This is a genomic window from Idiomarina loihiensis L2TR, assembly GCF_000008465.1.
Taxonomy (GTDB): domain Bacteria; phylum Pseudomonadota; class Gammaproteobacteria; order Enterobacterales; family Alteromonadaceae; genus Idiomarina; species Idiomarina loihiensis.
The window spans coordinates 2,797,623-2,820,444 of the sequence record NC_006512.1 but is presented as its reverse complement, the minus strand read 5'-3'; the positions used below and the strand labels follow the sequence as shown (position 1 = coordinate 2,820,444).

The window sequence follows — 22,822 nt, the reverse complement described above, 5'->3', positions numbered from 1 at the left end:
GGTTTGAATGGCAACACAAACATTAAATCTGGACGTTGTTAGCGCTGAAGACAAATTGTTCTCAGGCGTTGTACAAACGGTTCAGGTCACTGGTAGCGAAGGTGAGCTGGGTATTTACCCAGGTCACGCGCCCCTTTTGACTAAAATCAAACCAGGTATGGTTCGTTATGTTAGCGAAGCGGGCGACGAAGAGCTTCTTTATGTTGCCGGTGGTGTGTTAGAAGTACAGCCTGGTCACGTTATTGTTCTTGCGGACGTTGCTGTTCGTGGTGACGAGCTTGACCTGCAGGAAGCCGAAGCAGCGAAGAAACGCGCTGAAGAAGCCATTGCCGATTCAGGTTCTGATGTGACCTATGCAGAAGCGATTGCTGAGCTATCGCGTGCGTTAGCTCAAATCGATATTATTCGTAAGCTTAAGCGCTAAAACTTCTGCGTTAAAATACGTAAAAGGCCTTGTTGTTAGTGCAACAGGGCCTTTTTTGTCGTTACAATAAGCTAATGTCATAAGGCTTACGCCAGCGATTGAATTAAGGACCCATTAATATGAAGTTACGCGTTGTTATTCTGGCCGCAGGAAAAGGAACCCGCATGCGATCGGAGCTGCCAAAGGTGCTACATAAGGTGGCGAATAAACCTATGGTAGAGCATGTTATTGATACAGCCAGGTCGCTAAAGCCTGACGCCATTAATTTAATTTACGGCCATGGCGGCGATCAGCTTAAACAGGCGATAGCAGGTGATGACTTAACCTGGGTTGAACAACGCGAACAATTGGGTACAGGACATGCGGTTCAGCAGGTTATTCCGCACCTGAAAAGCAGTGAAAAAGTCATTATTTTGTATGGTGACGTGCCGCTGCTGACAGAATCCACCTTAATTAAATTGGTAACGGCCAGCGCAAACACCTCGCTTGGTTTGTTGACTATGACGCTTGCCGAGCCTACAGGTTATGGCCGTATTGTGCGTAATGAACGCCGCAGTGTAACCGGTATTGTTGAGCAAAAGGACGCCAACGCGCAGCAATTAGCGATTAATGAAGTGAACACCGGCATTATGATTGCCGACAGCGATAAATTAAAAAGCTGGCTTGAGCAATTGAGTAATGACAATGCGCAAAAAGAATATTACCTGACCGATATTGTGGCAATGGCGGCGCGGGAAGGTATTAATATTGCCACTGCACAGCCTGACAACGCTCAGGAAGTGGAAGGTGCCAATAACCGTCAGCAATTAGCCTCTTTAGAGAGAGCACTGCAGCAGCGTCAGGCTGAAGAGCTGATGACCCAGGGCGTTACCTTAATTGACCCTGCCCGCTTCGATTGTCGCGGTAAACTGAGTGCCGGCAGTGATGTCACTATTGATATTAACGCAGTGTTTGAAGGCAATGTGGTTCTGGGTGACCGGGTTGTTATTGAACCAAACTGTGTCATAAGAAACTCCGTTATTGGTGATGACACCGTTATTCGCGCGAACTCCCATATTGAAGACGCAAAAGTGGCGAAAGGCTGTAAAGTTGGTCCTTTCGCGCGTTTGCGCCCTGGTGCGGAACTTGCGGATGAAGCGCAGGTCGGAAACTTTGTCGAGATGAAAAAAAGCCGCCTGGGTAAAGGTTCTAAAGCCAGCCATTTAACCTATTTGGGCGACACTCAGGTGGGTGAATACGCAAACATTGGTGCAGGTACCATTACCTGCAATTACGATGGTGTGAATAAAGCACTCACCGAAATTGGTGACGGCGCTTTTATAGGCTCAAACAGCTCTCTGGTTGCGCCTGTCGCCATTGGTAAGAATGCAACCGTTGGCGCCGGCTCGGTTATTACCCGGGCTGTAGCGGACGAAGAACTGGCTGTTGCCCGCGGCAAGCAGCGTAATATCAGCGGATGGCAACGTCCACAGTCGAAAAAAGGAACTTAACTTATGTGCGGTATTGTAGGCGCCACGTCGGAACGTCGGGTAACAGGTATTTTGCTGGAAGGTTTAAAACGACTGGAATACCGGGGGTATGACTCGGCGGGTGTGGCTGTTATCGACGCTGATAACCATCTTAAAAGCGTACGCCGTACCGGTAAGGTACAGGAGCTGAAAGACGCCATAGAGCAAAATCCCTTAGACGGCACTATCGGTATTGCCCATACACGTTGGGCAACGCATGGCGGGGTTACGGAAGCGAACGCTCACCCTCACCGTTCAGAAGACGAAATTGCCGTAGTGCATAATGGCATTATCGAAAACCACGAACGCCTGCGCGAAGAGCTGCAAGCCGAAGGTTATGTCTTTAATTCGCAGACTGACACCGAAGTAATCGCTCACTTAATTCATCATGAGCGTAAAACTCATGGCGACTTACTGGCTGCCGTTAAATCAGCAGTACGTCAGTTGGAAGGTGCTTACGGCACCGTGGTTATGGATACCCAATACCCGGAGCGTTTAGTGGTTGCCCGTTCCGGTAGCCCTCTGGTTATTGGTGTGGGTATTGGCGAGAACTTTGTAGCTTCAGATCAGCTCGCATTATTGCCCGTGACCCGCCAATTTATCTATCTGGAAGAAGGCGATGTTGCAGATATTAACCGCACTGAAATCGACATTTACGATTCTGAAGGCAACGCGGTAGAACGCGAGGTTGTTGAATCTGACGTAAGCTACGACGCCGGTGGCAAAGGCCAGTATCGCCACTTTATGCTGAAAGAAATTTACGAGCAGCCTATTGCCGTGCGTAACACGCTGGAAGGCCGTTTGTCTGAAATTTCCGTGTTGGATAATGCTTTTGGCGAGAATGCCGCTGACATTCTAAAAGACATTGAGCATGTTCAGATAGTCGCTTGTGGTACCAGTTACCATGCGGGCATGGTGGCGCGCTATTGGCTGGAATCTATGGCAAATGTGTCGTGCAATGTTGAAATTGCCTCGGAGTTTCGTTACCGCAAGTCCTATGTTCACCCGAACAGTTTGTTGGTGACTATTTCACAAAGCGGTGAAACGGCAGACACTCTAGCGGCACTGCGCTTGTCCAAAAAGCTTGGCTATAAAGGCAGTCTGACCATTTGTAACGTGGGCTCATCGTCTATGGTGCGCGAATCCGACCTGGCCTTTTTAACCCGTGCCGGCGCAGAAATTGGCGTGGCATCGACTAAAGCCTTTACTACCCAGTTAACCGGCCTGCTTATGCTGACCTTGGGTATAGGCAAATATCGCGGCATGCCAGAGCAGCAGCAAGAAGCCGTTGTTCATGCCCTACAGGCGTTGCCAACTAAGCTGGAAGAAGCGGTGTCCTTAGCCGATGAAATTGAAGAGTTAGCGCAGGACTTTGCGAACAAAGAACATAGCTTGTTCCTGGGGCGTGGTAACCAATACCCTATTGCTATGGAAGGCGCGTTAAAACTGAAAGAAATTTCATACATTCACGCTGAAGCTTATGCCGCCGGTGAGTTAAAACACGGCCCGTTAGCACTTATTGACGAAGAAATGCCGGTTATTGTCGTAGCACCGAACAATGATTTGCTGGAAAAACTGAAGTCCAACGTTGAAGAAGTGCGCGCTCGAGGTGGCCTAATGTACGTTTTTGCCGACAAAAACGCCCGCTTCAAAGGCGATGACTCGTTAACCGTACTTAACGTCTGCCATTGCGACGAAGTGATAGCGCCTATTGTCTATACCGTTCCATTACAGCTGCTGTCCTATTACGTAGCTCTGATAAAAGGTACCGATGTGGATCAGCCCAGGAACTTGGCCAAGTCAGTTACTGTGGAATAAGAAAGGGCCGAAAGGCCCTTTTTTTTGTGGTGGAGTAATAAAGATTCATACCTAGTAATAAAGAATCATACTTAGGAATAAAGTTTGATACTCCGCCACTGCTAATTTTTTCCTTCTTAATACTGCCGCCTTAAATGCTTTCCTGATACTTTCTTTCTCGTAATTTCCAGACTCTCTAGAAAAATTTTCCGTCTTTACAAAAGATTGTATAAAAAGGCAACAAAAAATTTGGCTTTTTTATTCGAGTGGTGATATATTTACACCTGTCAATACTTCCAGAGACTTTTCTCTGGTTTTTTTGTCGCTGGCTAATAGTAAATTTTACTACCTCGCAAGTGCGAGAGTCAGCTTCTGTAAACTCGCTAAATAATAACTGCGTGAAATTGGAGAGTTAGGATGAAAAACGGCACAAGTAAATGTGTGGTAGATAGCGCGGAGATACGAGATCAGGAGAAAAAGGAAAGCCACAGTAATATTGCGAAGTTTGACGTGTCTCGGACGCGTCAAGGTAGCAAAACCGTCCATATTTCTGAGACGGGAATGGATAGTGTCGAGCTTTATAAAACCAACTTTAAGTCACACTTGATGATGTTTATCTATGGTTTAGTAAAAAATATGAAGCAAAAAGATGCTGCAAATGCGTTAGGAATTACTCAAGCGCAAGTGAGCCTTTTGAAGAATCAGCGCGTATCTCAATTTAGTATTGATCGCCTTATTGAAATGGCATTCGCTGGAGGGTTTACGTTTAAGCTATCCCCACATCAGATTGCTAAAGAGAACAGTACTGATAGCACATCTAACCAGTTAGATGTTCTTTAGGTAACAAGTAAAAGCCGCGATGCGGTGAACATCGCGGCTCTATTTCTTACAACGTATTAGGCTAGTACTAAAGCCTCATATAAGCTTTCAACTTTAGACATGACGGACTCAGGTTTACGATTGTGAACCTGGCCGTTGTTGTCTGATACATCAAATGGCCATACACTTAATACGTGGCAAAGCCCTTCACTACTAACGAACGCTGCCACATGGTATTGCGTATCGTGATCATGAAGAATGAACGGGGTATTAATGCTCCCTGTTTGGCCTGCTGCAGTAATAACACTTCCATTTACCGTGCTTGAACGGTCAAGACTTGTAAGTAAGTCTATGTCGTAAGAAAGGTAATTTTCAGGATAGTGTTGTAAGCCGATAAGTTTTGCTGTAATGTCATTTTTAGCCGTTGGTAATACTTTTTGCCAACTACTATTGACATGCTTATCTCGAACGAATACAATCCGCGGCGTTTCTAGGTGAGTATCTAGTTCTTTAGGAATATTGCTACCAACAATATTTTTATCCTGAGATTTGTAGACGCGGAAAGCTTGACGCGAGTTTTCGTTAGTACTGTCGTTTTCAGACATATTTACCTCCTTATAATAGGTATGTCGTTATTGAGAAGAGTTTTAAGAAAAACATTTTTTCTTCCTTCTATTAGTAATAGTTCAAAGCTGTTACTAAAATTACGTAAAAGCCTACCTTGATCGGAAAAAACCAATCAGAGCCACACTACTGTATAAACATCCAGAAGTCAATGTTTTATTTTGATTTTCGAATAAATACACATCCGTTTTTTCATGTTCATAAACTTAATAAAGCTATTTTTGTGTAGCGATTTGATAGCAGGTTAAAACGTAAAGTTGCATACCATTAACTCACTGACTAGTATGACTTAATGTCTAAGTCAGGGGGTTCGTAATGGCAACGAAGAAGAACCTAATTTCCGAAGCGACTTTCTTAAAATGGATAAAGGAAGGGCGCGGTAGCGGCCAGAATGAAGAATATCGACCTTGGCTGACTGTTCGAGATTTGCCCTCCCTTGGCCGTGTTCATCGAGTATTTGGCCACAAGTCCAGACGAACCCATCACTTACTGTCCGATCTAGAGCTCTCAGTTTTTCTTCTTCTCGAGTGGCTACCCGATGTTACCCAAGTACGTGAACAGTTCCCATTAGACCGAACCCTTACTAAGCAACTTGCTGCCGATGCAGGTATTAAGCATCCAGCACAAAATGGCTTTGACCATTTCATGTCGAGCGACTTTCTAGTCGACTCGTCAAATGAAGAAACCCCAAGATTAGTATTTCAGGCCAAGTATGCGAGTGCACTAGATGATGAGCGTACGGTTGAGAAACTTGAATTGGAGCGCAGGTACTGGATGGAGAAAGGTGTGCCTTGGTACCTGATAACCGATCATCAGATACCCAAGGAAGTTAGCAAGAACGTAAACTGGTTATATCCTGCTAGCCGCTCAGAAGAAGATGATGAATTAGCGTCTGAGCAGATAGAGTTTTATCAACATCAGTTCACGCAAAATCCCAATCAAACCATCATTTCACTGTGTAAGAAACTCGATACCAGTTATGGTTTAAATGCTGGCGAGTCGTTGTATGAGATTCGGCGTCTTTTAGCTAAGCGTTACTTTGAATTTGATATTTTTACTCCCATAACGAAGTTAAAGGTTGGCGCTTTGCGTGCCTCTGACTTAAGTTTTATCAAGGAGGCATATCGTGTTTCGAATCAATGAAGTAGTTAAGTTTCACGATGAGCGCTTTCGCATTCTCGAAAGTCTTGATGAACAACTCGTCTGGATAAGTCTGGACGATGAAAAAGCACTGCCCGAGTTAATTCTTATCAGCGAAATTTATAAGACAATTGATGATGACGCTTTTGAGCGTATAGACGACCCGTATAACTACCTTGCATATGAATCGCCGGGCGAGGGAACCGTTGCCCGTGATAAACGGGATAAGAATTTTGCGGTGTTGAGGCCTTTGATTGAACTAACTGACTTTTATAATCCGAAAAGGCGAGGACCAGTAGTTGATAAAATTGTTAGTGAGTTTGGTACGACAAAGCAGACGGTTTACCGACTAGCGCGGAGATATTGGCAACGGGGACAAATACCTAATGCCTTACTGCCTGACTACAAGAATTCTGGTGGCAAGGGCAAAAAGCGTGTCGCCAAAGGAAAAAAATTAGGCCGCCCGCGTAAGTATTTACCAGGCACGGGAGCAATTGTTGATGAACAAACTGAACGGTTATTTCGGATAGCGATTGATAAGTATATTTTAAGCGACAAGAGGCATTCATTTCCCTATGCACATCGTCGCTTAGAAACCATGTATCACAACTACTTTCCGGATGTTGCTGAGGAAAATCTACCAAGCTTATGGCAGCTGCGTCATTTCTATAAACGAGAATATAATCAAACGGAAGCGCTGCAAAAAAGGATATCGAAGAAAGACTACAGCAAAGATATACGACCGTTACACGGAACTGCAGCATCGCAAGCTTTGGGACCCGGCTCTCGTTATGAAATTGATGCGACGATAGCGGATGTTTATCTGGTTTCTGATTCCGACAGGGGCAATATCGTTGGGCGTCCGGTTGTTTACATGGTTATCGATGTATTCAGTCGAATGGTGGCTGGATTTTATATCGGTTTTGAAAACCCCTCATACGCCGCTGCGCTTCAGGCATTGCACGTAGCGATAAGCAGTAAGTCAGACTATTGTCGCGAGCTTGGTTTTGATATCACGGACGATGAGTGGCCATGTATTGGTTTGCCTGATGCCCTCCTGGCCGATAGAGGGGAATTACTTGGTCATCAGATTGAAAATTTAGAGAGTAGTTTTTCTATGCGAATAGAAAATACTCCACCGTATCGAGGCGAAGCCAAAGGTATTGTCGAAAGGCATTTTAAAACAATGCACGAATCTTTTGGTCCGTTTGTGCCTGGTTATGTAACCGGTAATTTGGTGAAAAAGCGTGGAGGCTCAGATTACCGTCTTGATGCCAAGCTAACGATTACAGACTTCACTCAAATTGTTTTGTCGTCAGTGCTGCAACACAATCAATTTGCGGTACTTGATAAATACGATCGGGAAGTTGATATGCCAACGGACTTACCGAGTACTCCCATTCACCTTTGGAACTGGGGTATTCAAAATCGTACTGGGCGTCTCCGCCAGACTGATAGTGATGCACTTAAAATTGCACTGCTTCCCAGGAGTGAGGTAACGCTTTCAGAGCGCGGTGTGGGGTTATTTGGCTTGTATTATACTGCTTCAGAGATCGTCCGGTTAGGTTGGACGCATCGGGGTCGTGATGTGAAACGACCTAAAAAGATGATGGCGGCATATGATCCGTTGAGTGCAGACAGTATTTATCTCTTTTATGAAAAAGGAAGCAACAAGTACTGGAAGTGCAGCCTGACTGAAATTTCTCGTCAATACCGAGGCTCATCATTTTGGGATGTTTGGCAACTTCAAGAAGAGCAGAAGAAAGTTGCTGCAAAAGCAAAGTTAGCAGCTAAAGAAAGCCGTCGAGAACATGAAGAATTTGTGCTTGATAAGATTTCTCAGACTGTATCTGATTCCCCCGCTCGCTCTGATCGGCCAAAAGCGGAGCGAATAAGAGCTATCAATGACAACCGGTCTAGTGAAAAAAGATTAGAGCGTAAAAGCAAAGCACCTAAAAATGCTCAGTCGGGTAATAAATCAGCTGATGTTATCCCTCTTAAGGAAAGCAGCCCTGACCTTGATTATCCGGATTATATTGATGAACTCTTTGAGGATGACGATTAATGCCGCTACCCAATAATTACGTTTCAGCGGTTTACAGGCCTCTTAAACCTGAGCGCTATCAGGGCAACCCGCTGATTGAAGCTCTGCCTCCGATAATGGATCGCAAAACACTTCGAAATAGCCTCACCGGAAAAGTCCGGTTCGACCAAGAAAATCGATTTGCAGAGCCTCAAGAAAGAGCCCATAACATAGCGTCTTTGCTGGATGATTTCTTTCAACCTCTATCAATGCATTTACAGTTAGAGGAGAAGTTGTCAATCATGATTCGGGCGGGTTACGTTGGTCGTAACCCTGCAGATGGCTCCCTTAACAAAAAAATGCAGGAGGGATATCAGCGCATAATGGAGGGGGCGACGAGTGACTTTCGTTTTTCACAGTCGAATTCAACGGCTAAATGTTTGTCCCTGATAGGCTGTTCAGGGTCAGGGAAAAGCACCACAGTTAACCGTATACTCGCTACTTATCCTGAGGTGATTTTCCATCCGGACTATAATTTTATTCAACTCCCCTACCTGCGCATTGAATGCCCGAGTGATGGTTCTCTTAAAAGCTTATGTTTGAACTTTTTCCGTGAAGTCGACCGGACGCTTCAGACAGGCTATGAGAAAAAGTATGTTCGAAAACGTCATGGGCCTGAAGTTCTCCTGGCTTTGATGGGGCAAGTAGCTACTCAAAAAGCGATTGGTGTTCTTGTTATCGATGAAATTCAAAGACTAGGGTTGAAAGGTACTTTAAGTAAAGAAGCTATGCTTGAGTTCTTTGTTGCGTTGGTAAACGTCATCGGTGTTCCGGTTGTATTAGTTGGAACACCAAAAGCCAGGCCGATCTTTGAAATGGAGCTGCAGGCTGGGAGAAGAAGCGCTGGATTTGGTTCATTGTTTTGGGAACCAATGCAACGAGGCACTCGTCGATACCACCCTAAAACGGGAGAGCCAAAGCTGAGCGAATGGGAGGCCTTTACTAATAAACTATGGAAGTACCAGTGGCTAGAGCGACGAGATGAAACGCTCAGTGACGAAGTTCGAGACTGTTGGTATGACCTATCACAAGGCGTTTTAGATATCGTCGTGAAGATTTTTGTATTGGCTCAAATGCGGGCAATAGCGACGGGCCTTGAACGTATTACCGCAGACTTACTTCGAAAAGTTTATGAACAAGAACTTATTCCTGTTCACCCAATGCTTGAAGCCTTGAGACGCAATGATGCTGACTTGATAGTGAAATACTCGGACTTACACTTACCCTCAATAGATAAGCGCTTACTTGAACTCAGAAACCTAATTGCACAGGAGCAGGAAGAGAAGAAAAAAGAGGTGTCGTTTGGCAATAATGAAAAAGCTTTAAGGCTTTATAATATGCTCCAGGCGATGGGCTGCGAATCTGACTTGCTGCCGGCGCTGGTTGAGAAAGTTTTCAGTGAACATTCTGAGCTTGAGCTGCCGGAGTTAACTCGTATCGTTCTCGAGTGGTATAAAACGGAGCAAGAGCCTACGGCAGTGCAAAAGTCCAAACCGAAGGCAAAAACAATAAAGTCAAAAGAATGGCACACCCTTCCATCCGATGATTTACGCTTTAAATACTCACAACGGAAAAGTCAGTTTTATGGTGAGCTTGCAGTAGGCCGTGACATTTTCGATATGGAAGCTAGGTTAAAACAGGTGGGATAGATGCTCGGTTTTCCGCTTCCTTATCCCGATGAGCTTATCTATAGCACGATAGCCCGTTATGGTATCCACAGCGGTTTAACCTCACCTAAAGAGCTCTTACACGAAGTGTTTGGGAAGAACACAATCATTGCTACGTCTGACTTACACGGTCATTTAGAGCAGGTAGCGGAACTATATCCAGGCCAGCTGAACGTTCAACCTGAGAGTTTGCTTTATAAACATACATTGTTTCCTCTGTACGCTCTGTTTATTGGCGAATCACGAAGAACAGAACTGAAAAAGCAGCTTTTAGCCGATAAAGTGCATTCGGTACATGTCATGTCAGGATTCGCCGCATCCCGAATTACTCAACCGTACTACTTACGATATTGCCCTAAATGCATTGAACAGCAATGGAATCAATTTGGCGAATGCTTCTGGCGACGAGACTGGCAAATTGCGGGTATGGATTACTGTCCTATTCATGGGGAGCTAAAGGAAACAGCAGTAAGACGGACTTCTTATAAGCGCCATGTGTATACGGCCGCAGACCTAAACTTATGTTCTTGTAAGCCGCAAAGCAAAACGAATAGGCAGAGCAATGTCTTGAATTCAAGCATTACATCGATTTTGAACCTGCCTGAGCAGTCGGTACCAACAGTTATCCAATGGGGGTTGTTTTATAAAGCTCTTGCTTGTGATTTTGGATTCAATAGAGGCTGCAATATAGAGCATGAAGAAGTCGCTCGGAAAGTCACTAACTATTGGTCAGAAAGCTGGTTGAAAAGTGTTGGCCTGAAACTAATAGACTCTGATACATGCTGGCTAAGAAGCCTATTTAGAAAACATCGTAAAAGCTTCAGTTACCTTGAGCACCTTGTTGTATTACATGCATTTCTCGGAGATACGATTGCGTTAAATGACGTCATTAAAGACGTCAAATCATATGAGCCGGAAAAGTCAGTTACTCACAGCCTTATGCTCCAGGCTGATAAGTTAACAATACTTAAACGGCGCAGAGTTTGGCTTAAAGCGATAAAGAATAAAGGGACGAAAAGGGCTCGCCTTGAAGGTGCCGGAGGAGACTATACTTGGCTGTATCGCCACGATAGAGCTTGGTTATTGTCGCTTAATGCAAAGTTGATGTGTAAAAGGTCAGCACTGTCTACACGAGTGAATTGGAGCTCATTTGATCGCGGCTTGTTAAAGGCTCTGATATCCATTCGTGACTGCTTTGAAATAAAGCTGGAGAGCCCTAGGAGATCAAGAAACTGGTACTTTAACCAGTTGGATCATAAGTCAAAGGTGGAAAAAAACTTATATAAGCTTCCCCTGTGTAAGCTGTTTCTAAGTAGATACACGGAAACGATTGCGGACTATCAGATCCGCCGCATAACACACGTGGCGATTGAGCGGCATAAACAAAGTGAACACCTTAAACGATGGGATGTTTTGCGTAGCGCTGGGCTTAGTGAAGAGCGCTTAACGGAAGAAGCAAGAGAGTTTCTTTCTGAGGTAATGGGGTTGTAAGCGATGGATAGGCTCGGTGGGTTTGAAGATAACACCTGGATAAATGGTATTGGATCAGTGTTCAAACGGACTGATGGAAGCCAATGGGGGATTAATCTAAGTATTTACCCAAGAAAAACGAGAGGCAACGATAGTGTTCTATTGTCTCAAGCCCCAATTCTAGTCAGAAAAAATGTTATTAATCCCACGCGACCATTTCGGAAACAAGGTTCTGAGATAGAGTTCACCGTCGATAACTTACAAAAATGGGAAGTAAGCAATCTAGAAGACTGCCCTGCGAAAGAGCGAGATTTGCCAAAGGAGCGGAAGTCTCGTTGTTTCGTTAAAACCTTACCTGATGGCATGACAGTGTATTTACCGCAGTTTGAATTAGCCAGGGCGTTATTTTTTCATAATGCCTACTTCTCTCGTGCGTGTATGGAGCACGGAATACTGCAGAATGAGTTTTCAGTAGAGCATGATGCGACTAATTCAGAGCATGCCGTCATTACTGTGCTCCCAAATAGCACCTGCCCCGATAACGTATTTTCAGATCCCGGTTACCGGCGTTACTTAGCTTGGCTTCTCTTAGATAACGATGCTCGGCTCTCCTACGAAAGTATCAGTAAGGCGCAGCTAGAGTCTGGCTTTAACCGAGGCTCATACAGGATTTGGAACTTTGAGTTTGAGCCTCCTCCCCTTCAAGGAGTTAATTTAAAAGTTCGCGGAAATTTAGATACAGAAACTAATACCTTGTTGGTTTATGAAATCACTGAATTAACAGGTATTCCGACAGGTGTGCCTAGTGACGTTGAGTTCTTTAGTCCCAAATTCTATGTGCCTGAGCTGAGTGGTGGAAGGGGTGCCCGTGGTGGAGATTACCGACCGCCTAATCATGAAGTAGATGAGGATCAAGACTCCAGTGGTGAAAATGATCCGGTGCAAATTGATGGAGTCAAAACGAAAGTTGAATTTGCAAAGGCGGTAAATACTCATAAAACGGCAAGAAAAAGGAAAAAGGTTGGTTCCAGCGACAATTCTGACGGAAGCGAAGCATCCAGTCTAGTTAGTACAGAAGAACAATCTCCTATGGGTGAGTTGCCTAGTGCTGAATGGGATGGTTTAGACGAAAATACTGATGATATGCACTTGTACGATAGTAAGTTTGAAAGCTTTTCAAAAATGCTGAACTACTTGGTTACTAATCATAACTGCAGAGTTGAGCGTCTAGCCTTTAGAAAGCTGCCATCTGTTGGTCGATGCAAAATGCACCTAATGCGGGATGACTTAGCGCCAAGGTGTTGGATGTTGGCCAGGGTGACTGTCAGTGGTCACCAATTCTACCTTATGGAGGTTGATACCTCGGATGCTGCAAAGTCATTATCAACAAAGGTGGTTATGGCTTCTTCTGCGAAAGCAGTAGTTGAACACCTATCCGAGATTGAGATAAAGCTACTCAAAAAGTCGTTGAGTTGGCCAAAGGATTATTTTGATAGTGGGTTTGGTAAAGACAATCATTTTTTTATAGTACATCAAGCGTCTGAAAAAGCGGGTTCAATACGGCAAGAAAATGTAAGGAGGTGGGCTAATAATGTTTGCCGCCATTTGTTAGCCAGAGTATGAGTGGTAATGAATAACTAGTGAACAGAAAAGCTATATCGATTAACTTCTCTCTCGTACATTAAGAAAAGCTAATTTCTTCGGGTAAATAGTACCTATGGGGATTGTGGACGTCGACTCAAAAGGTTACATTATATCTATGTAAATACTGGGCAAAGTGCAAAGATGACTGTAAATCCTGAAAGTAACCAATTTATGGATAACTATTTATCAAGGTGTCAAATTGATACGCCAGATAAAATTGTCGAATTTGTTTGGAAATTGGTGAAAGAGTATCGAAGGGATATCCGTTCAGTTTTGGACTTAGGTGCCGGCTCGGGAAATTTTTCGAGATCAGACGTATATGATAGTTATCTCGGGATCGAAGTAGATAGTAAACGGCTTGGCGATTTTCAAAACGAAAATCGCAAAAGGATTTTGAACCAATGTGCTTTTTTTGGTGAGGATTTTGGGGGCGATTTCGATTTGGCTATCGGTAACCCTCCTTATGTTCGACACCACGATTTGTCTCCGAAGTGGAAGCTAGAGTTATCGGGCATACTTGGTCGTGCGCTGGACGAAAAGTTCGATAAGCGAGCTAATGGATTTGTTTATTTTATGTGCCAAGCACTCTTGAGTACTGCAGATGACGGACTTTGTGCTCAAGTAGTTCCGTACGAATGGGTATCACGACCTTCTGCAGCCTTTTTACGTAACGCAATAGAGAAGAAAGGTTGGTCAGTTGACGTGTATCGATTTGAGTCAAATATCTTTACTGATTCAAAGGTTTTAACAACAGCAAGCCTTTCAATAATTGATAAATCTACGAGCTCATGCCGTTGGAGGTTTTTTAAAGTATCGGAAGATTTAAAAATTAAGGAAGCTGAGTCGGTAACAGGGAGTGATGAGAGACTTCTTTCTTATACAAAACGAGATAAAGAAATTTTTGCTCAACGAGGCCTTAGTCCGGGTTCACAGACTGTTTTCTGTCTGACAGAAAAAATAAGAAAGCAGTTTGGCTTGAAAGTGGGATTTGATGTCTTTCCCTGCATTACCCAAATGAAGACTTTGCCGCCTAACATCGACTCTTTAGATGAGAATAATTTTTTTAAATATTACGTTTTGGGCGATCAGAAGTGCTGGCTTGTTTCTCCGTCCTCTTCACCTTCAAAAAATCTTCAACGCTATTTTGATTCAGTTCCTGAGGAGCTTATAGATACCTATACTTGCCGGAAGCAATCGCCGTGGTGGAGATATAGTCCTCATCCATCCCCTTCTATATTGTACAACTCCGGATTTACAAAGTTTGGACCAAGAACTCTTACTAACAGGATTGGTGCCATTGCTATAGGTACAGTACATGGAGTTCATCAAGTCGCTGAGGATGATATTGATAGTTTGATTAATCATTTAAAGGCGGTAGACTTTGAGCGACAGATAGTAAGTCACTCGAATAAGCTAAAAAAGGTAGAGGTGAACCAGATGAATAGCGTGATAGTCGACTGGCTAAAAAGGCAGACTTAAATGAATCGCGATGAAATTCGTTTCAGTGTTGAAAGTGCAATCCTCCGTGAGTTAGGAGAGCAGCTTGTTAGCTCTTCTGAAGTCGCGTTGACCGAATTGATTAAAAATTCATACGATGCTGATGCAACAAGCTGTAATGTTGAGTGGAGTGATAGCCGAATCGTTGTGAAAGACACCGGACATGGAATGAGTCTGGATGACTTTAAGAATAAATGGATGCGAATTGCTACCGGAAATAAAGCAGGCTCACCTACAAGTAAAGTGTTTGGTAGAACAATTACTGGCTCAAAGGGAATTGGAAGGTTTGCGACTAGATTTTTAGGAAAAACTTTACTTTTAATCACGGTCTATGAAAATAAATGTGGTGATAGAAGCAAAATAGTTGCTAGATTTAATTGGGAAAAAGTAGATAGTCAATCCTCGATCGACTCGCTTATTATTAGTTATCGACTTTATAATCGAGTTGAGGATAGTGCGGGAACTACCTTAGTTATAAAAAACCTCAGACACAAATTCGATTACAAAAAAATTAAGCAAATCAAAGATAGCACTTTATCAATGGTATCGCCGATAGATGCACTTTTGTCTGACGCACCTTATGACTTTAAGCTAAAGCATTCCTATAAATCTAAACGTGAAGTTTCATCAGAAGAAAGCGATAAATTCAATTTAAATTTTATAGTTCCTGGCGACAAAACCGAGAAAAGAAAGTCTGAAGTAGATAATATCGCGGACGATGTTCTCAAAAGTTATCTATTTAGATCCTACTTCTATACCAACGGAAATAATCTTTTTATGAAGGTTCTTCATCGTGATAAAGGTTTATGTGATGAAGTAAAAATTCCAATAAAGAATTTAATGGGTTGTGATATATACGGACAAGTGAATTATTTTCCTTCCCGTAAAGGTATGCTCCGAAATGGAACTATTAACGGGAACAAGGCTAGAGCATGGATAAGAAACTCACCAAGTGTAGCTGTATATGATAAAAGCTTTAAGGTACCTCCTTACGGAGAGATTGATGATGACTGGTTAAGTCTAAATGCGGATAGTTCTCGCAGCGAACGGCATTGGCGTTCTCCCTTTATGAAAGAACACTATGAAATGTCGACTGAGCAAAGAACGAGTCCTAAACTCAACCCAATGCTTGCCTTACCTGAAACTCATCAGTTAGTTGGAGGGGTTTTTATTGAGGCTAGCAATGCTCGTATAACTGACGATATTAAATCTCTTTCTCCTAGTACCGATAGGCAAGGCCTAGTAGAAAATGAGGGGTTTCAACAGCTAAATGATATATGCCGATTTTCCATAGAGCTAGTCGCATACCATGATAAAAAATATTCTCTGGATGAAGAGGAAGAAAGAAAAAAAAGAGATTATGAAAGGGCACAAGACGAGATAGACGAGGTAATTGACCTAATCGAAAATACGTCGACATTGAGCCAAGAGGACAAGGAAGCACTAACAAGTAAATACAGCTCTTTGAGAAATGACTATGATAAGCTCATAGATCATGAAAGAAAGACCCGTGAAAATTTTGTAAATATGGGGTTACTCGGAGTGGTTGCGGGTTTTATGACGCATGAATTCAAAAGCACTCTTCATCTTTTAGAGGAAACTCTAGATCGAGTAAAATTTCTCGAAGCTAACTATCCTGAATTATCTGGCCACTCACAAAAGCTTGATGAGTCGTTGTCTGCTTTTTTAGCTTATACCGAGTATACTGAGTCGTTTATTGAGTCGATCAATTTCAGCAATGAGGTCTATTTTAGAGCTTTTCCTCAAATACAGGATGTCGTTAATTCGTTTTCTAAGTTCAGGTTAGAACGCGATATTGATATAGATATGGTAGATGTAGACCGAGATGTGTATGCGCCTAAAATGCCGGTGGCTGTCTATAAAGGAATCATTCACAATTTATATACTAATGCCCTTAAGGCTCTTGTATCTGAATCAAAAGAGAATAAATGCATAAAAATCTCGACTCTGAATCGGAAAAACAGTCACTTTATTCGAGTGAGTGATAATGGTGCAGGTATTCCTCCTGGAACTAGAAGACTCATATGGGACCCACTGTATACGACCACTTCTAACGAAAATAACCCATTAGGTAGTGGAATGGGATTGGGGTTGCCCTTAGTAAAACAAATAATCGAAAAGCTCGGTGGCAGGATAGAGTTGGTCTCGCCTGAGAATGGGTTTGCAACTACCTTTGAAATTGAACTTCCTGTTAAGTAGGTTTTTATGGATAAAATTTTAGTTATTGACGACGATAATAAGAAACGATCCGAAGTAGTAAGTAATTTACGGCGTCAATTACAACAAGATAGTGTAGAAGTTGTCGAAGTCGACGATTCTGTTTGCGAAACTTTGTTGAAGCCATCTGAAAAAGTTGGAGCTAACAATTCAACTGAGAAGCAATTCGAGCGGTACTTAACAGATAACCCTGATATAAAATTAGTTGTAGTCGATCACGATTTGAGCGGCTATAACTCAAAGCTATCAGAGTCTGTAGTGAGCGATGCCTGTAAGCTTGCTGGGGTGCCTCATTGCAGATATTCTCGCGTTATGTCCAAGCAAACTCCGCGTCAAAGAATAAAAGAGCTCGTTCAACGTGCTCATTTATATTCAGCGAAATTAGACCTTAAAGGGACGGGGAACGAGGATATAGAATTAATCCCTGAGGATATTGTACGTATTCATTCAATCTACCTGGGATTTGAAGAACTTAGAGAAAGAATTAATAAGCTAGAAAAGCAAGACTTCGTTAATGAAGATAATACTAGAAAAGATATTGTAGACATAGCCACAGAAATTTTGGATAAAGACGATATGGAACCCATTCTTAGTGGATATGCGAGGTCTTTTAACTTATACGGTGACTATGTTGAGCTTCTTGAAGCTATAGATAATGAAAATTCTGATGAAGATTCCGTTATATTAAAATTTAAAACAGGGTTAGCCTATTTAATAGGATTCTGGCTATATAATTCTGTATTGAAATTTCCTGGTGTCATTTTGAAGTCTGAAGCTGCTGCGTCATATTTGGATCTTAATTACGATGATTTCATAGAAAATAAGCAACAATTTAACTCAGCTTTATACACTGGTCCATTCTCTCAGAAAACAAAATACGAATTTTGGTGGCGATTCGACTTAGATGATATTTTAATTGATGAAGAGGTAGATTCAGGCTATCAACTTCTTCTTAAGAAAGGTATCGAATGCAAGCAATCTGCATGTCTCGAGTGTGGAGAGTCAGCGGGATATTTTTGTTTGGTTAAAGAAGCTCCTGTTTGTAAAAAACACTCTATAGGTGCGTTGGATTGGATGCCTAGAGGTGCTGATTTGAGCCGTATTGCTACAGAAGCGTATGAACTATATCATCCATACTTAGAATCTAAGAATTAGTAACTTACATGTCATTTCAAAAGCTACTTGATAAGAACCATAGTCATTTTACGAATTGTATCTTAACTATGTGTTCTAAGTTAGATATAGGGTCCTTCGTGCATATACCTCCTTGGTCTATTGAAGAGATTGATGATGGTATTTTTAAATGTGATATATGTGATTTAGCTAAATTTGAAAGTGTATCAGACTCGGGCAAGTCAGATCGTAAGAGTAAAATAAATATATATGTAAAAGGCCATATGCACGCAATTAAGAAGGGTAAAGATATTTATTTTACAAAATACAAAACGGATGTACTGTATTGCCGACCTAACAAGCCAAGTGAGAAACTAAATCTTAAAGATCCTATAGGTTTTCATTACGATTTTGATAAGGAAGTTAGTCCGGCACATCCTGTATTTCATGCTCAACAGGACAACTCTGTATTGGTTCATGACATACACGATAAATTGAACGTAAGTCTTGAAAAGAGTAAAAACCGAGGGTTTGGCTCAGTAAGAATTCCAACTAGCCAGTTAGACTTTTATTCTACAATTTTGATGATTATAGCAGACCACTTGGTTGACCACGATGAAGGGATCCATGTTTCTATCTTTAGCGATTTAATTAGCCAATGCCATCAAAAATGGTTCAAGCCAGACTCGGGGACAGAGAGTGATGACTATAGTAAACATTTGTTTATGAGTCATAATTCGGAACTTTGTAGTCATAATTGGTATTGTTTTAAGAAGTAATTTATATCTATTTAGACTTATCATTTTAAAAGGTGTATTTCATGAATACGATTAAGCTTGACAGAGATGAAGGTAAAGTATTCCTTAAAGCTGATTCAGAAGGTCTTTTGATCGTATCTTCAGGCGGCTGGTCCGTTCCGATCGATCCTGAGATTGCTAATAATTATATTAAAAATTATGATCGAAATGATAATCATAAAAATAATATTAATTATGGTTTTTATTCTACGGACTCCGGTGTGACCTTGACACATGGGGGAGCAAAAATAGCTTTTACTAATGCCGAGTTTGACGTAATAGAAAGTTTTATAGAAACTGCAGAAAGAGAACTTTGGTAATAGATTAAACTATAGGTTTAACTCGAATTGATACTTTTTTTGTTCAATAGAAAGCCATATTAGCTAGCCATTAACTATAGTTTTAATTAGTTTGATTATCAAAAAAAGAATATATTCGATAAATAAAATAAAACGATTGACGTCAAAGAAGCCTCTATTACACTAAAAGTAAGAGTTTCAGAAAAATTGACTTTTCAACCAAAATAAAAAATCTGATACTACGGTAACCTCTTTTGACGCAGGGATATGCAATCTGAGGTTTTCAAGATCGTTCTGAGTGCTTAATTGATTTTTATAAATAGTATCTTCTATTTTTTTAAATGCTCCCCCATGGGGTTATGAATAAAGGATGCAATGAAAAGAGAAATCGCCGCTACTGCAATATTGGCGGTTGCAAGAAGCGGTACCGTAAAAAGTCTAGACAATATTGCATCGTCTTTGAGATGTTCTGGCCAATATCTTACAAATACACCTTTATAAGTAGCAAAGTGAACAACAAGTGAAGTGATTAGTGTTAACACGATATAAAAAAGCGCATCGGCCCTTGAGTGAAGATAGCGGATTAGCCAAGCGATAGAGCCATGGAAGAATAGAGCGGCAGGGCAAGATAAGCTTTTCATTCATAACCTCTTAAGACATGGTCTCTCAGCCTCAAGCTATACTGATATAAAGCATCGTATTATCAAGCCTTTTAGTCTGTGATTGTAGAGGCCAGTAGGTATGACACTTTATTCTTAAATTTTAGTCAAGAGAAAAGGCTAATCGATTTATTAGTATGATTGTTTATTATTCAGGTCTGCGAATGTGATTCAATAAATCAATAACTTAGCCGAGTATAGTATGGAGCTTTATTACCACACCACATTTTTGTCGGCGTACATTAAAGTTCTTAATAAACATTAAAGATCTTAAATGAGACATTAAAGTTGTTAAAAATACTATTTTAAGGGTGGAAAATAATGCCTGTTGAGTATATAGCTGTCGGCGTACATTAAAGTTCTTAACAAACATTAAAGGTCTTAAATGAGACATTAAAGTTGTTAAAAATAGATTTGGCTATAAGGTTGTTCGCGCAACCTCTAAGAGTAATTTTGTTCTTATCAATAGGAGCGATTCTAAGTGCTAAGAGGAAAGATATTTTGAAAAATAGTATAAGATTATTAAAAAAACTATAAATTTACGATATTAAAAATACATCACTCCGAAACAAAGCCTTTGGAACTCTGTTTCGGAGTTTTTGCTTTAATTAATCTTCTTTATTTTCAATTTACCCTTTTTCTTAAAAGCGATGTATCCACTTGCTACGTCGATAGCTAGTATGTCGCTTACTTCACGAATATGCTTAACTTGCTTTGGTTTTTTAAGCGGTATGATTAGCGCCTCCCCACGATTACTGTCATTAATGATTAACTGGTCATTGACAACATCAATATAAGCTCCGTTTTGCTCTATCTTTTCGAAGGTATCATCCTCTTGATCTTTTGAGTCAAAGGCGATGGAACCGTCTAGTCCGATAACCACGACCCTACCGGTATTTTCTTCCGCGATTATGTAGTTCGGATCTGAGGTTTGCTTTAAAACATCAACGGTAACAAAAATTTGTTTATTTGGAATGGTCCATTCAGCCTTAGCTTCAGACATTGCTGCAATACGGCGATTCACGTTAATTGCCACTAACCCATTTGCAAGGGGGATTGTTTGATATATTCGAGTATTGTCGAAGTTATAATCTGTCTCTGACGAAAAATTATCACCAGAGTAGACCGTTATATTCAAGACAGAACTTGAATCTGTGGAGAAAGGGGAAATTGCAACGCTATTAAGGTCAGGAGAAATAGACACCGTACTGAAGCGAGTTGTCCGTGGAATTCTTCCTTCTTTAACAAACCCTTTTTTGACGTCAAATATCTTTAAGTGAGTTTTCTTTTCATCGTTGCCCGTGGCTGTTTCAATGGCAAACTTTTCTCCTCCTGGTATTGAATGGATATTTTTAACATCTCTAAAATGCTCAACAATTTTATCGCCTTTAAATAAAACGGCTTGATTATAGGCTTCTGGATCAGGTGCTCTTTTTAATGATGCGACCAGAAAATAATCCTTTGAAAGTCTCCATGCATGGTTGGCTTTCCAATCTAATGAGACTGAATTGACCAAATCTTGATTTTTAGTATAAAAATCAACTTTGTCAGAAGAGTCCCCTTTAATAGTCGCGATGTATTGCGAACTCAGTATTTCAACAAAGGTACTACTTTCTTGGGTGAAATGTAGTTCTTCCGCATGAACACTGATAGCTAAAGTAAAAGTACTTACTAAACAGATTCTTTTTAAAATATTCATAATGTCCTTCCATGTCTTTTATTCACTAAATTTCACAAGATAAGTCACCCATTCTGGGTACCGGGTCAATAGGGGTTTTAGGGCCTAATGCTGCATAATTATATGGCTTGCCAGTCCAAGGATTAATGCCATCTGGAGAGATAGGAGTATCAATAACATATAATTGGAAGTGTAGGTGGTCACCTGTAGAAGAACCTGTGCTGTTGACCATCCCCAATGGGGTGCCAGGATAAACTATATCCCCTATGCCTACAGTAGGCGAGTCTTCAACCATATGTATCATAACGGCTTCATATAAGGTTTGATTTTTCATATAGCGCATGCGTACATATGCTCCGTTAAGACCAGAATCTGTTTTTTCTACTCCTGTGACTTTACCGTAAGCTGGAGAGCGTATAATTGAACCGTATGGTGCTTGAATATCAATGCCGTCATGCATATCATTCTTACCGCTCAAAACTCTCATGCCAAAGTCATCACCCTCATCTAGATAATGATCACCATTCGCTACTAAACTTTTCCAGCAGTCGCTCTCATTATTGCCATCTGTGTCGAAGTCATTATGTGAATAGGTAGGTGATCCCCCAGAGCCACCACCGCCGCTGGGGAAAGGATCACCACTTCCTCCGCCGGGGCCGCCCCCGCCACCGCCTCCTAAATCCTCCCACCAGCAGGTTTGACTCGTCCAAGAAGTCGAACTTCCAGATACTCCGATAGTTGTCACTTTACACATCTGAACGAGTTCAACGGAATAAACCTGTTTTGTCATTAACAGGCCTATTACTAATAAAGATAGCGACACAGGTACTATAAATTTTCGTGCAGGTTTCATCTCTTCCTCTTTATTATTTTTATAGTTTTATAACAAACAAATAACAACATAGTTTTGTAAGATGAAGATGTAAAGAATTTTCGGTAACCTATTATTTTTCCATAGTAATAGGTTAGAAATAAACGGGCACTAGTTTTGTAAAAAATGCAAGTCGTTTATGCTGAAACAAAGCAGATCGAGTTGATGACATGGCAAAATCAAAATACTCTCTGGGCGAGGGGCAGATTGCGAAAAGAATAAAGGAAGGACGCGGATCTGGTTCCGGCGCGGACTACAGCCCTTGGGTGCGGGTCGATGAAGTTCTATCTTTAGGGCGATCCCTACAGGTTACTCTCACCGCACCAAGCGCATCCATCACTTACTTTCCGATCTCGAATTTGCTGCTTTCCTTCTGCTTGATAACAACCCTTCCGTTACTGACATACGTGAACAATTTCCTCTAATTCGTGATGATACGCGAGATATCGCCCGGGAAAATAACTTGTTTGATCCTGCCAATAATGTCCCCGGAC

18 protein-coding genes are annotated in these 22,822 nt (G+C 41.6%); 14 read left to right on the top strand and 4 right to left on the bottom strand.

Annotated elements, in window-relative coordinates; translation table 11 throughout:
* The first annotated feature begins 7 nt into the window (after nt 1-7).
* From IL_RS13430 to IL_RS13415, 4 genes are all read left to right on the top strand, one after another.
* Nucleotides 8-424 (top strand): F0F1 ATP synthase subunit epsilon, encoded by a 417-nt coding sequence (locus tag IL_RS13430; RefSeq protein WP_011235841.1) that lies wholly within the window; start codon nt 8-10, stop codon nt 422-424.
* A 119-nt stretch (nt 425-543) separates the two neighbouring features.
* Complete coding sequence (gene glmU, locus IL_RS13425; RefSeq protein WP_011235840.1) at nt 544-1,914, top strand: bifunctional UDP-N-acetylglucosamine diphosphorylase/glucosamine-1-phosphate N-acetyltransferase GlmU; 1,371 nt, start codon at nt 544-546, stop codon at nt 1,912-1,914.
* Between the two features lie 3 nt (nt 1,915-1,917).
* Nucleotides 1,918-3,750: a glutamine--fructose-6-phosphate transaminase (isomerizing) gene (glmS, locus tag IL_RS13420; RefSeq protein WP_011235839.1), complete on the top strand. Its 1,833-nt coding sequence runs from the start codon at nt 1,918-1,920 to the stop codon at nt 3,748-3,750.
* 396 nt (nt 3,751-4,146) lie between these two features.
* A complete protein-coding gene (locus IL_RS13415) occupies nt 4,147-4,569 on the top strand; it encodes a helix-turn-helix domain-containing protein (RefSeq protein WP_011235838.1) in 423 nt (140 codons plus the stop codon).
* Nucleotides 4,570-4,625: 56 nt separating this feature from the next.
* On the opposite strand, the gene IL_RS13410 is transcribed toward IL_RS13415, so the two are convergent.
* Nucleotides 4,626-5,153 (bottom strand): hypothetical protein, encoded by a 528-nt coding sequence (locus IL_RS13410; protein ID WP_011235837.1) that lies wholly within the window; start codon nt 5,151-5,153, stop codon nt 4,626-4,628.
* A 334-nt stretch (nt 5,154-5,487) separates the two neighbouring features.
* Here IL_RS13410 and IL_RS13405 point away from each other — a divergent pair, with 334 nt between their 5' ends.
* The 10 genes from IL_RS13405 (at nt 5,488) to IL_RS13360 (ending at nt 19,141) form a co-directional block, all read left to right on the top strand.
* Nucleotides 5,488-6,315, top strand: coding sequence for a heteromeric transposase endonuclease subunit TnsA (locus IL_RS13405; RefSeq protein WP_011235836.1), 828 nt, complete (start codon nt 5,488-5,490; stop codon nt 6,313-6,315).
* On the top strand, nt 6,299-8,377 hold the full coding sequence (locus IL_RS13400; RefSeq protein ID WP_011235835.1) for a Mu transposase C-terminal domain-containing protein: 2,079 nt from the start codon (nt 6,299-6,301) through the stop codon (nt 8,375-8,377). The genes IL_RS13405 and IL_RS13400 overlap by 17 nt, the downstream gene beginning before the upstream one ends.
* A complete protein-coding gene (locus IL_RS13395; protein ID WP_011235834.1) occupies nt 8,377-10,044 on the top strand; it encodes an AAA family ATPase in 1,668 nt (555 codons plus the stop codon). The genes IL_RS13400 and IL_RS13395 overlap by 1 nt, the downstream gene beginning before the upstream one ends.
* On the top strand, nt 10,045-11,553 hold the full coding sequence (locus IL_RS13390; protein WP_011235833.1) for a TnsD family Tn7-like transposition protein: 1,509 nt from the start codon (nt 10,045-10,047) through the stop codon (nt 11,551-11,553).
* A gap of 3 nt (nt 11,554-11,556) precedes the next feature.
* The gene (locus IL_RS13385) at nt 11,557-13,155 is read left to right on the top strand and encodes a Tn7-like element transposition protein TnsE (RefSeq protein ID WP_016341414.1); all 1,599 of its coding nucleotides are present in this window, start codon (nt 11,557-11,559) and stop codon (nt 13,153-13,155) included.
* Between the two features lie 162 nt (nt 13,156-13,317).
* Complete coding sequence (locus IL_RS13380; protein WP_011235831.1) at nt 13,318-14,655, top strand: class I SAM-dependent methyltransferase; 1,338 nt, start codon at nt 13,318-13,320, stop codon at nt 14,653-14,655.
* The gene (locus IL_RS13375) at nt 14,656-16,893 is read left to right on the top strand and encodes an ATP-binding protein (RefSeq protein WP_011235830.1); all 2,238 of its coding nucleotides are present in this window, start codon (nt 14,656-14,658) and stop codon (nt 16,891-16,893) included.
* A gap of 6 nt (nt 16,894-16,899) precedes the next feature.
* The gene (locus IL_RS13370; RefSeq protein WP_011235829.1) at nt 16,900-18,066 is read left to right on the top strand and encodes a hypothetical protein; all 1,167 of its coding nucleotides are present in this window, start codon (nt 16,900-16,902) and stop codon (nt 18,064-18,066) included.
* 98 nt (nt 18,067-18,164) lie between these two features.
* Complete coding sequence (locus tag IL_RS13365; RefSeq protein WP_231378600.1) at nt 18,165-18,803, top strand: hypothetical protein; 639 nt, start codon at nt 18,165-18,167, stop codon at nt 18,801-18,803.
* Between the two features lie 41 nt (nt 18,804-18,844).
* Complete coding sequence (locus IL_RS13360) at nt 18,845-19,141, top strand: hypothetical protein (RefSeq protein ID WP_011235827.1); 297 nt, start codon at nt 18,845-18,847, stop codon at nt 19,139-19,141.
* A 308-nt stretch (nt 19,142-19,449) separates the two neighbouring features.
* Here IL_RS13360 and IL_RS13355 read toward each other — a convergent pair whose 3' ends face one another.
* The 3 genes from IL_RS13355 to IL_RS13345 form a co-directional block, all read right to left on the bottom strand.
* Nucleotides 19,450-19,761 (bottom strand): hypothetical protein, encoded by a 312-nt coding sequence (locus IL_RS13355; protein WP_016341413.1) that lies wholly within the window; start codon nt 19,759-19,761, stop codon nt 19,450-19,452.
* A 622-nt stretch (nt 19,762-20,383) separates the two neighbouring features.
* Nucleotides 20,384-21,478 (bottom strand): hypothetical protein, encoded by a 1,095-nt coding sequence (locus IL_RS13350; protein ID WP_011235826.1) that lies wholly within the window; start codon nt 21,476-21,478, stop codon nt 20,384-20,386.
* 25 nt (nt 21,479-21,503) lie between these two features.
* Complete coding sequence (locus IL_RS13345) at nt 21,504-22,310, bottom strand: M23 family metallopeptidase (RefSeq protein ID WP_011235825.1); 807 nt, start codon at nt 22,308-22,310, stop codon at nt 21,504-21,506.
* Nucleotides 22,311-22,822 lie beyond the last annotated feature (512 nt).

Bases quoted from the DNA above. Each gene is read 5' to 3' on its own strand.
- IL_RS13415 (WP_011235838.1), top strand. From the start codon at position 4,147: ATGAAAAACGGCACAAGTAAATGTGTGGTAGATAGCGCGGAGATACGA.
- IL_RS13355 (WP_016341413.1), bottom strand. From the start codon at position 19,761: ATGAAAAGCTTATCTTGCCCTGCCGCTCTATTCTTCCATGGCTCTATC.
- IL_RS13390 (WP_011235833.1), top strand. From the start codon at position 10,045: ATGCTCGGTTTTCCGCTTCCTTATCCCGATGAGCTTATCTATAGCACG.
- IL_RS13385 (WP_016341414.1), top strand. From the start codon at position 11,557: ATGGATAGGCTCGGTGGGTTTGAAGATAACACCTGGATAAATGGTATT.
- IL_RS13380 (WP_011235831.1), top strand. From the start codon at position 13,318: ATGACTGTAAATCCTGAAAGTAACCAATTTATGGATAACTATTTATCA.
- IL_RS13405 (WP_011235836.1), top strand. From the start codon at position 5,488: ATGGCAACGAAGAAGAACCTAATTTCCGAAGCGACTTTCTTAAAATGG.
- IL_RS13395 (WP_011235834.1), top strand. From the start codon at position 8,377: ATGCCGCTACCCAATAATTACGTTTCAGCGGTTTACAGGCCTCTTAAA.
- IL_RS13360 (WP_011235827.1), top strand. From the start codon at position 18,845: ATGAATACGATTAAGCTTGACAGAGATGAAGGTAAAGTATTCCTTAAA.
- IL_RS13375 (WP_011235830.1), top strand. From the start codon at position 14,656: ATGAATCGCGATGAAATTCGTTTCAGTGTTGAAAGTGCAATCCTCCGT.
- IL_RS13410 (WP_011235837.1), bottom strand. From the start codon at position 5,153: ATGTCTGAAAACGACAGTACTAACGAAAACTCGCGTCAAGCTTTCCGC.
- IL_RS13345 (WP_011235825.1), bottom strand. From the start codon at position 22,310: ATGAAACCTGCACGAAAATTTATAGTACCTGTGTCGCTATCTTTATTA.
- IL_RS13370 (WP_011235829.1), top strand. From the start codon at position 16,900: ATGGATAAAATTTTAGTTATTGACGACGATAATAAGAAACGATCCGAA.
- glmS (WP_011235839.1), top strand. From the start codon at position 1,918: ATGTGCGGTATTGTAGGCGCCACGTCGGAACGTCGGGTAACAGGTATT.
- IL_RS13350 (WP_011235826.1), bottom strand. From the start codon at position 21,478: ATGAATATTTTAAAAAGAATCTGTTTAGTAAGTACTTTTACTTTAGCT.
- IL_RS13430 (WP_011235841.1), top strand. From the start codon at position 8: ATGGCAACACAAACATTAAATCTGGACGTTGTTAGCGCTGAAGACAAA.
- glmU (WP_011235840.1), top strand. From the start codon at position 544: ATGAAGTTACGCGTTGTTATTCTGGCCGCAGGAAAAGGAACCCGCATG.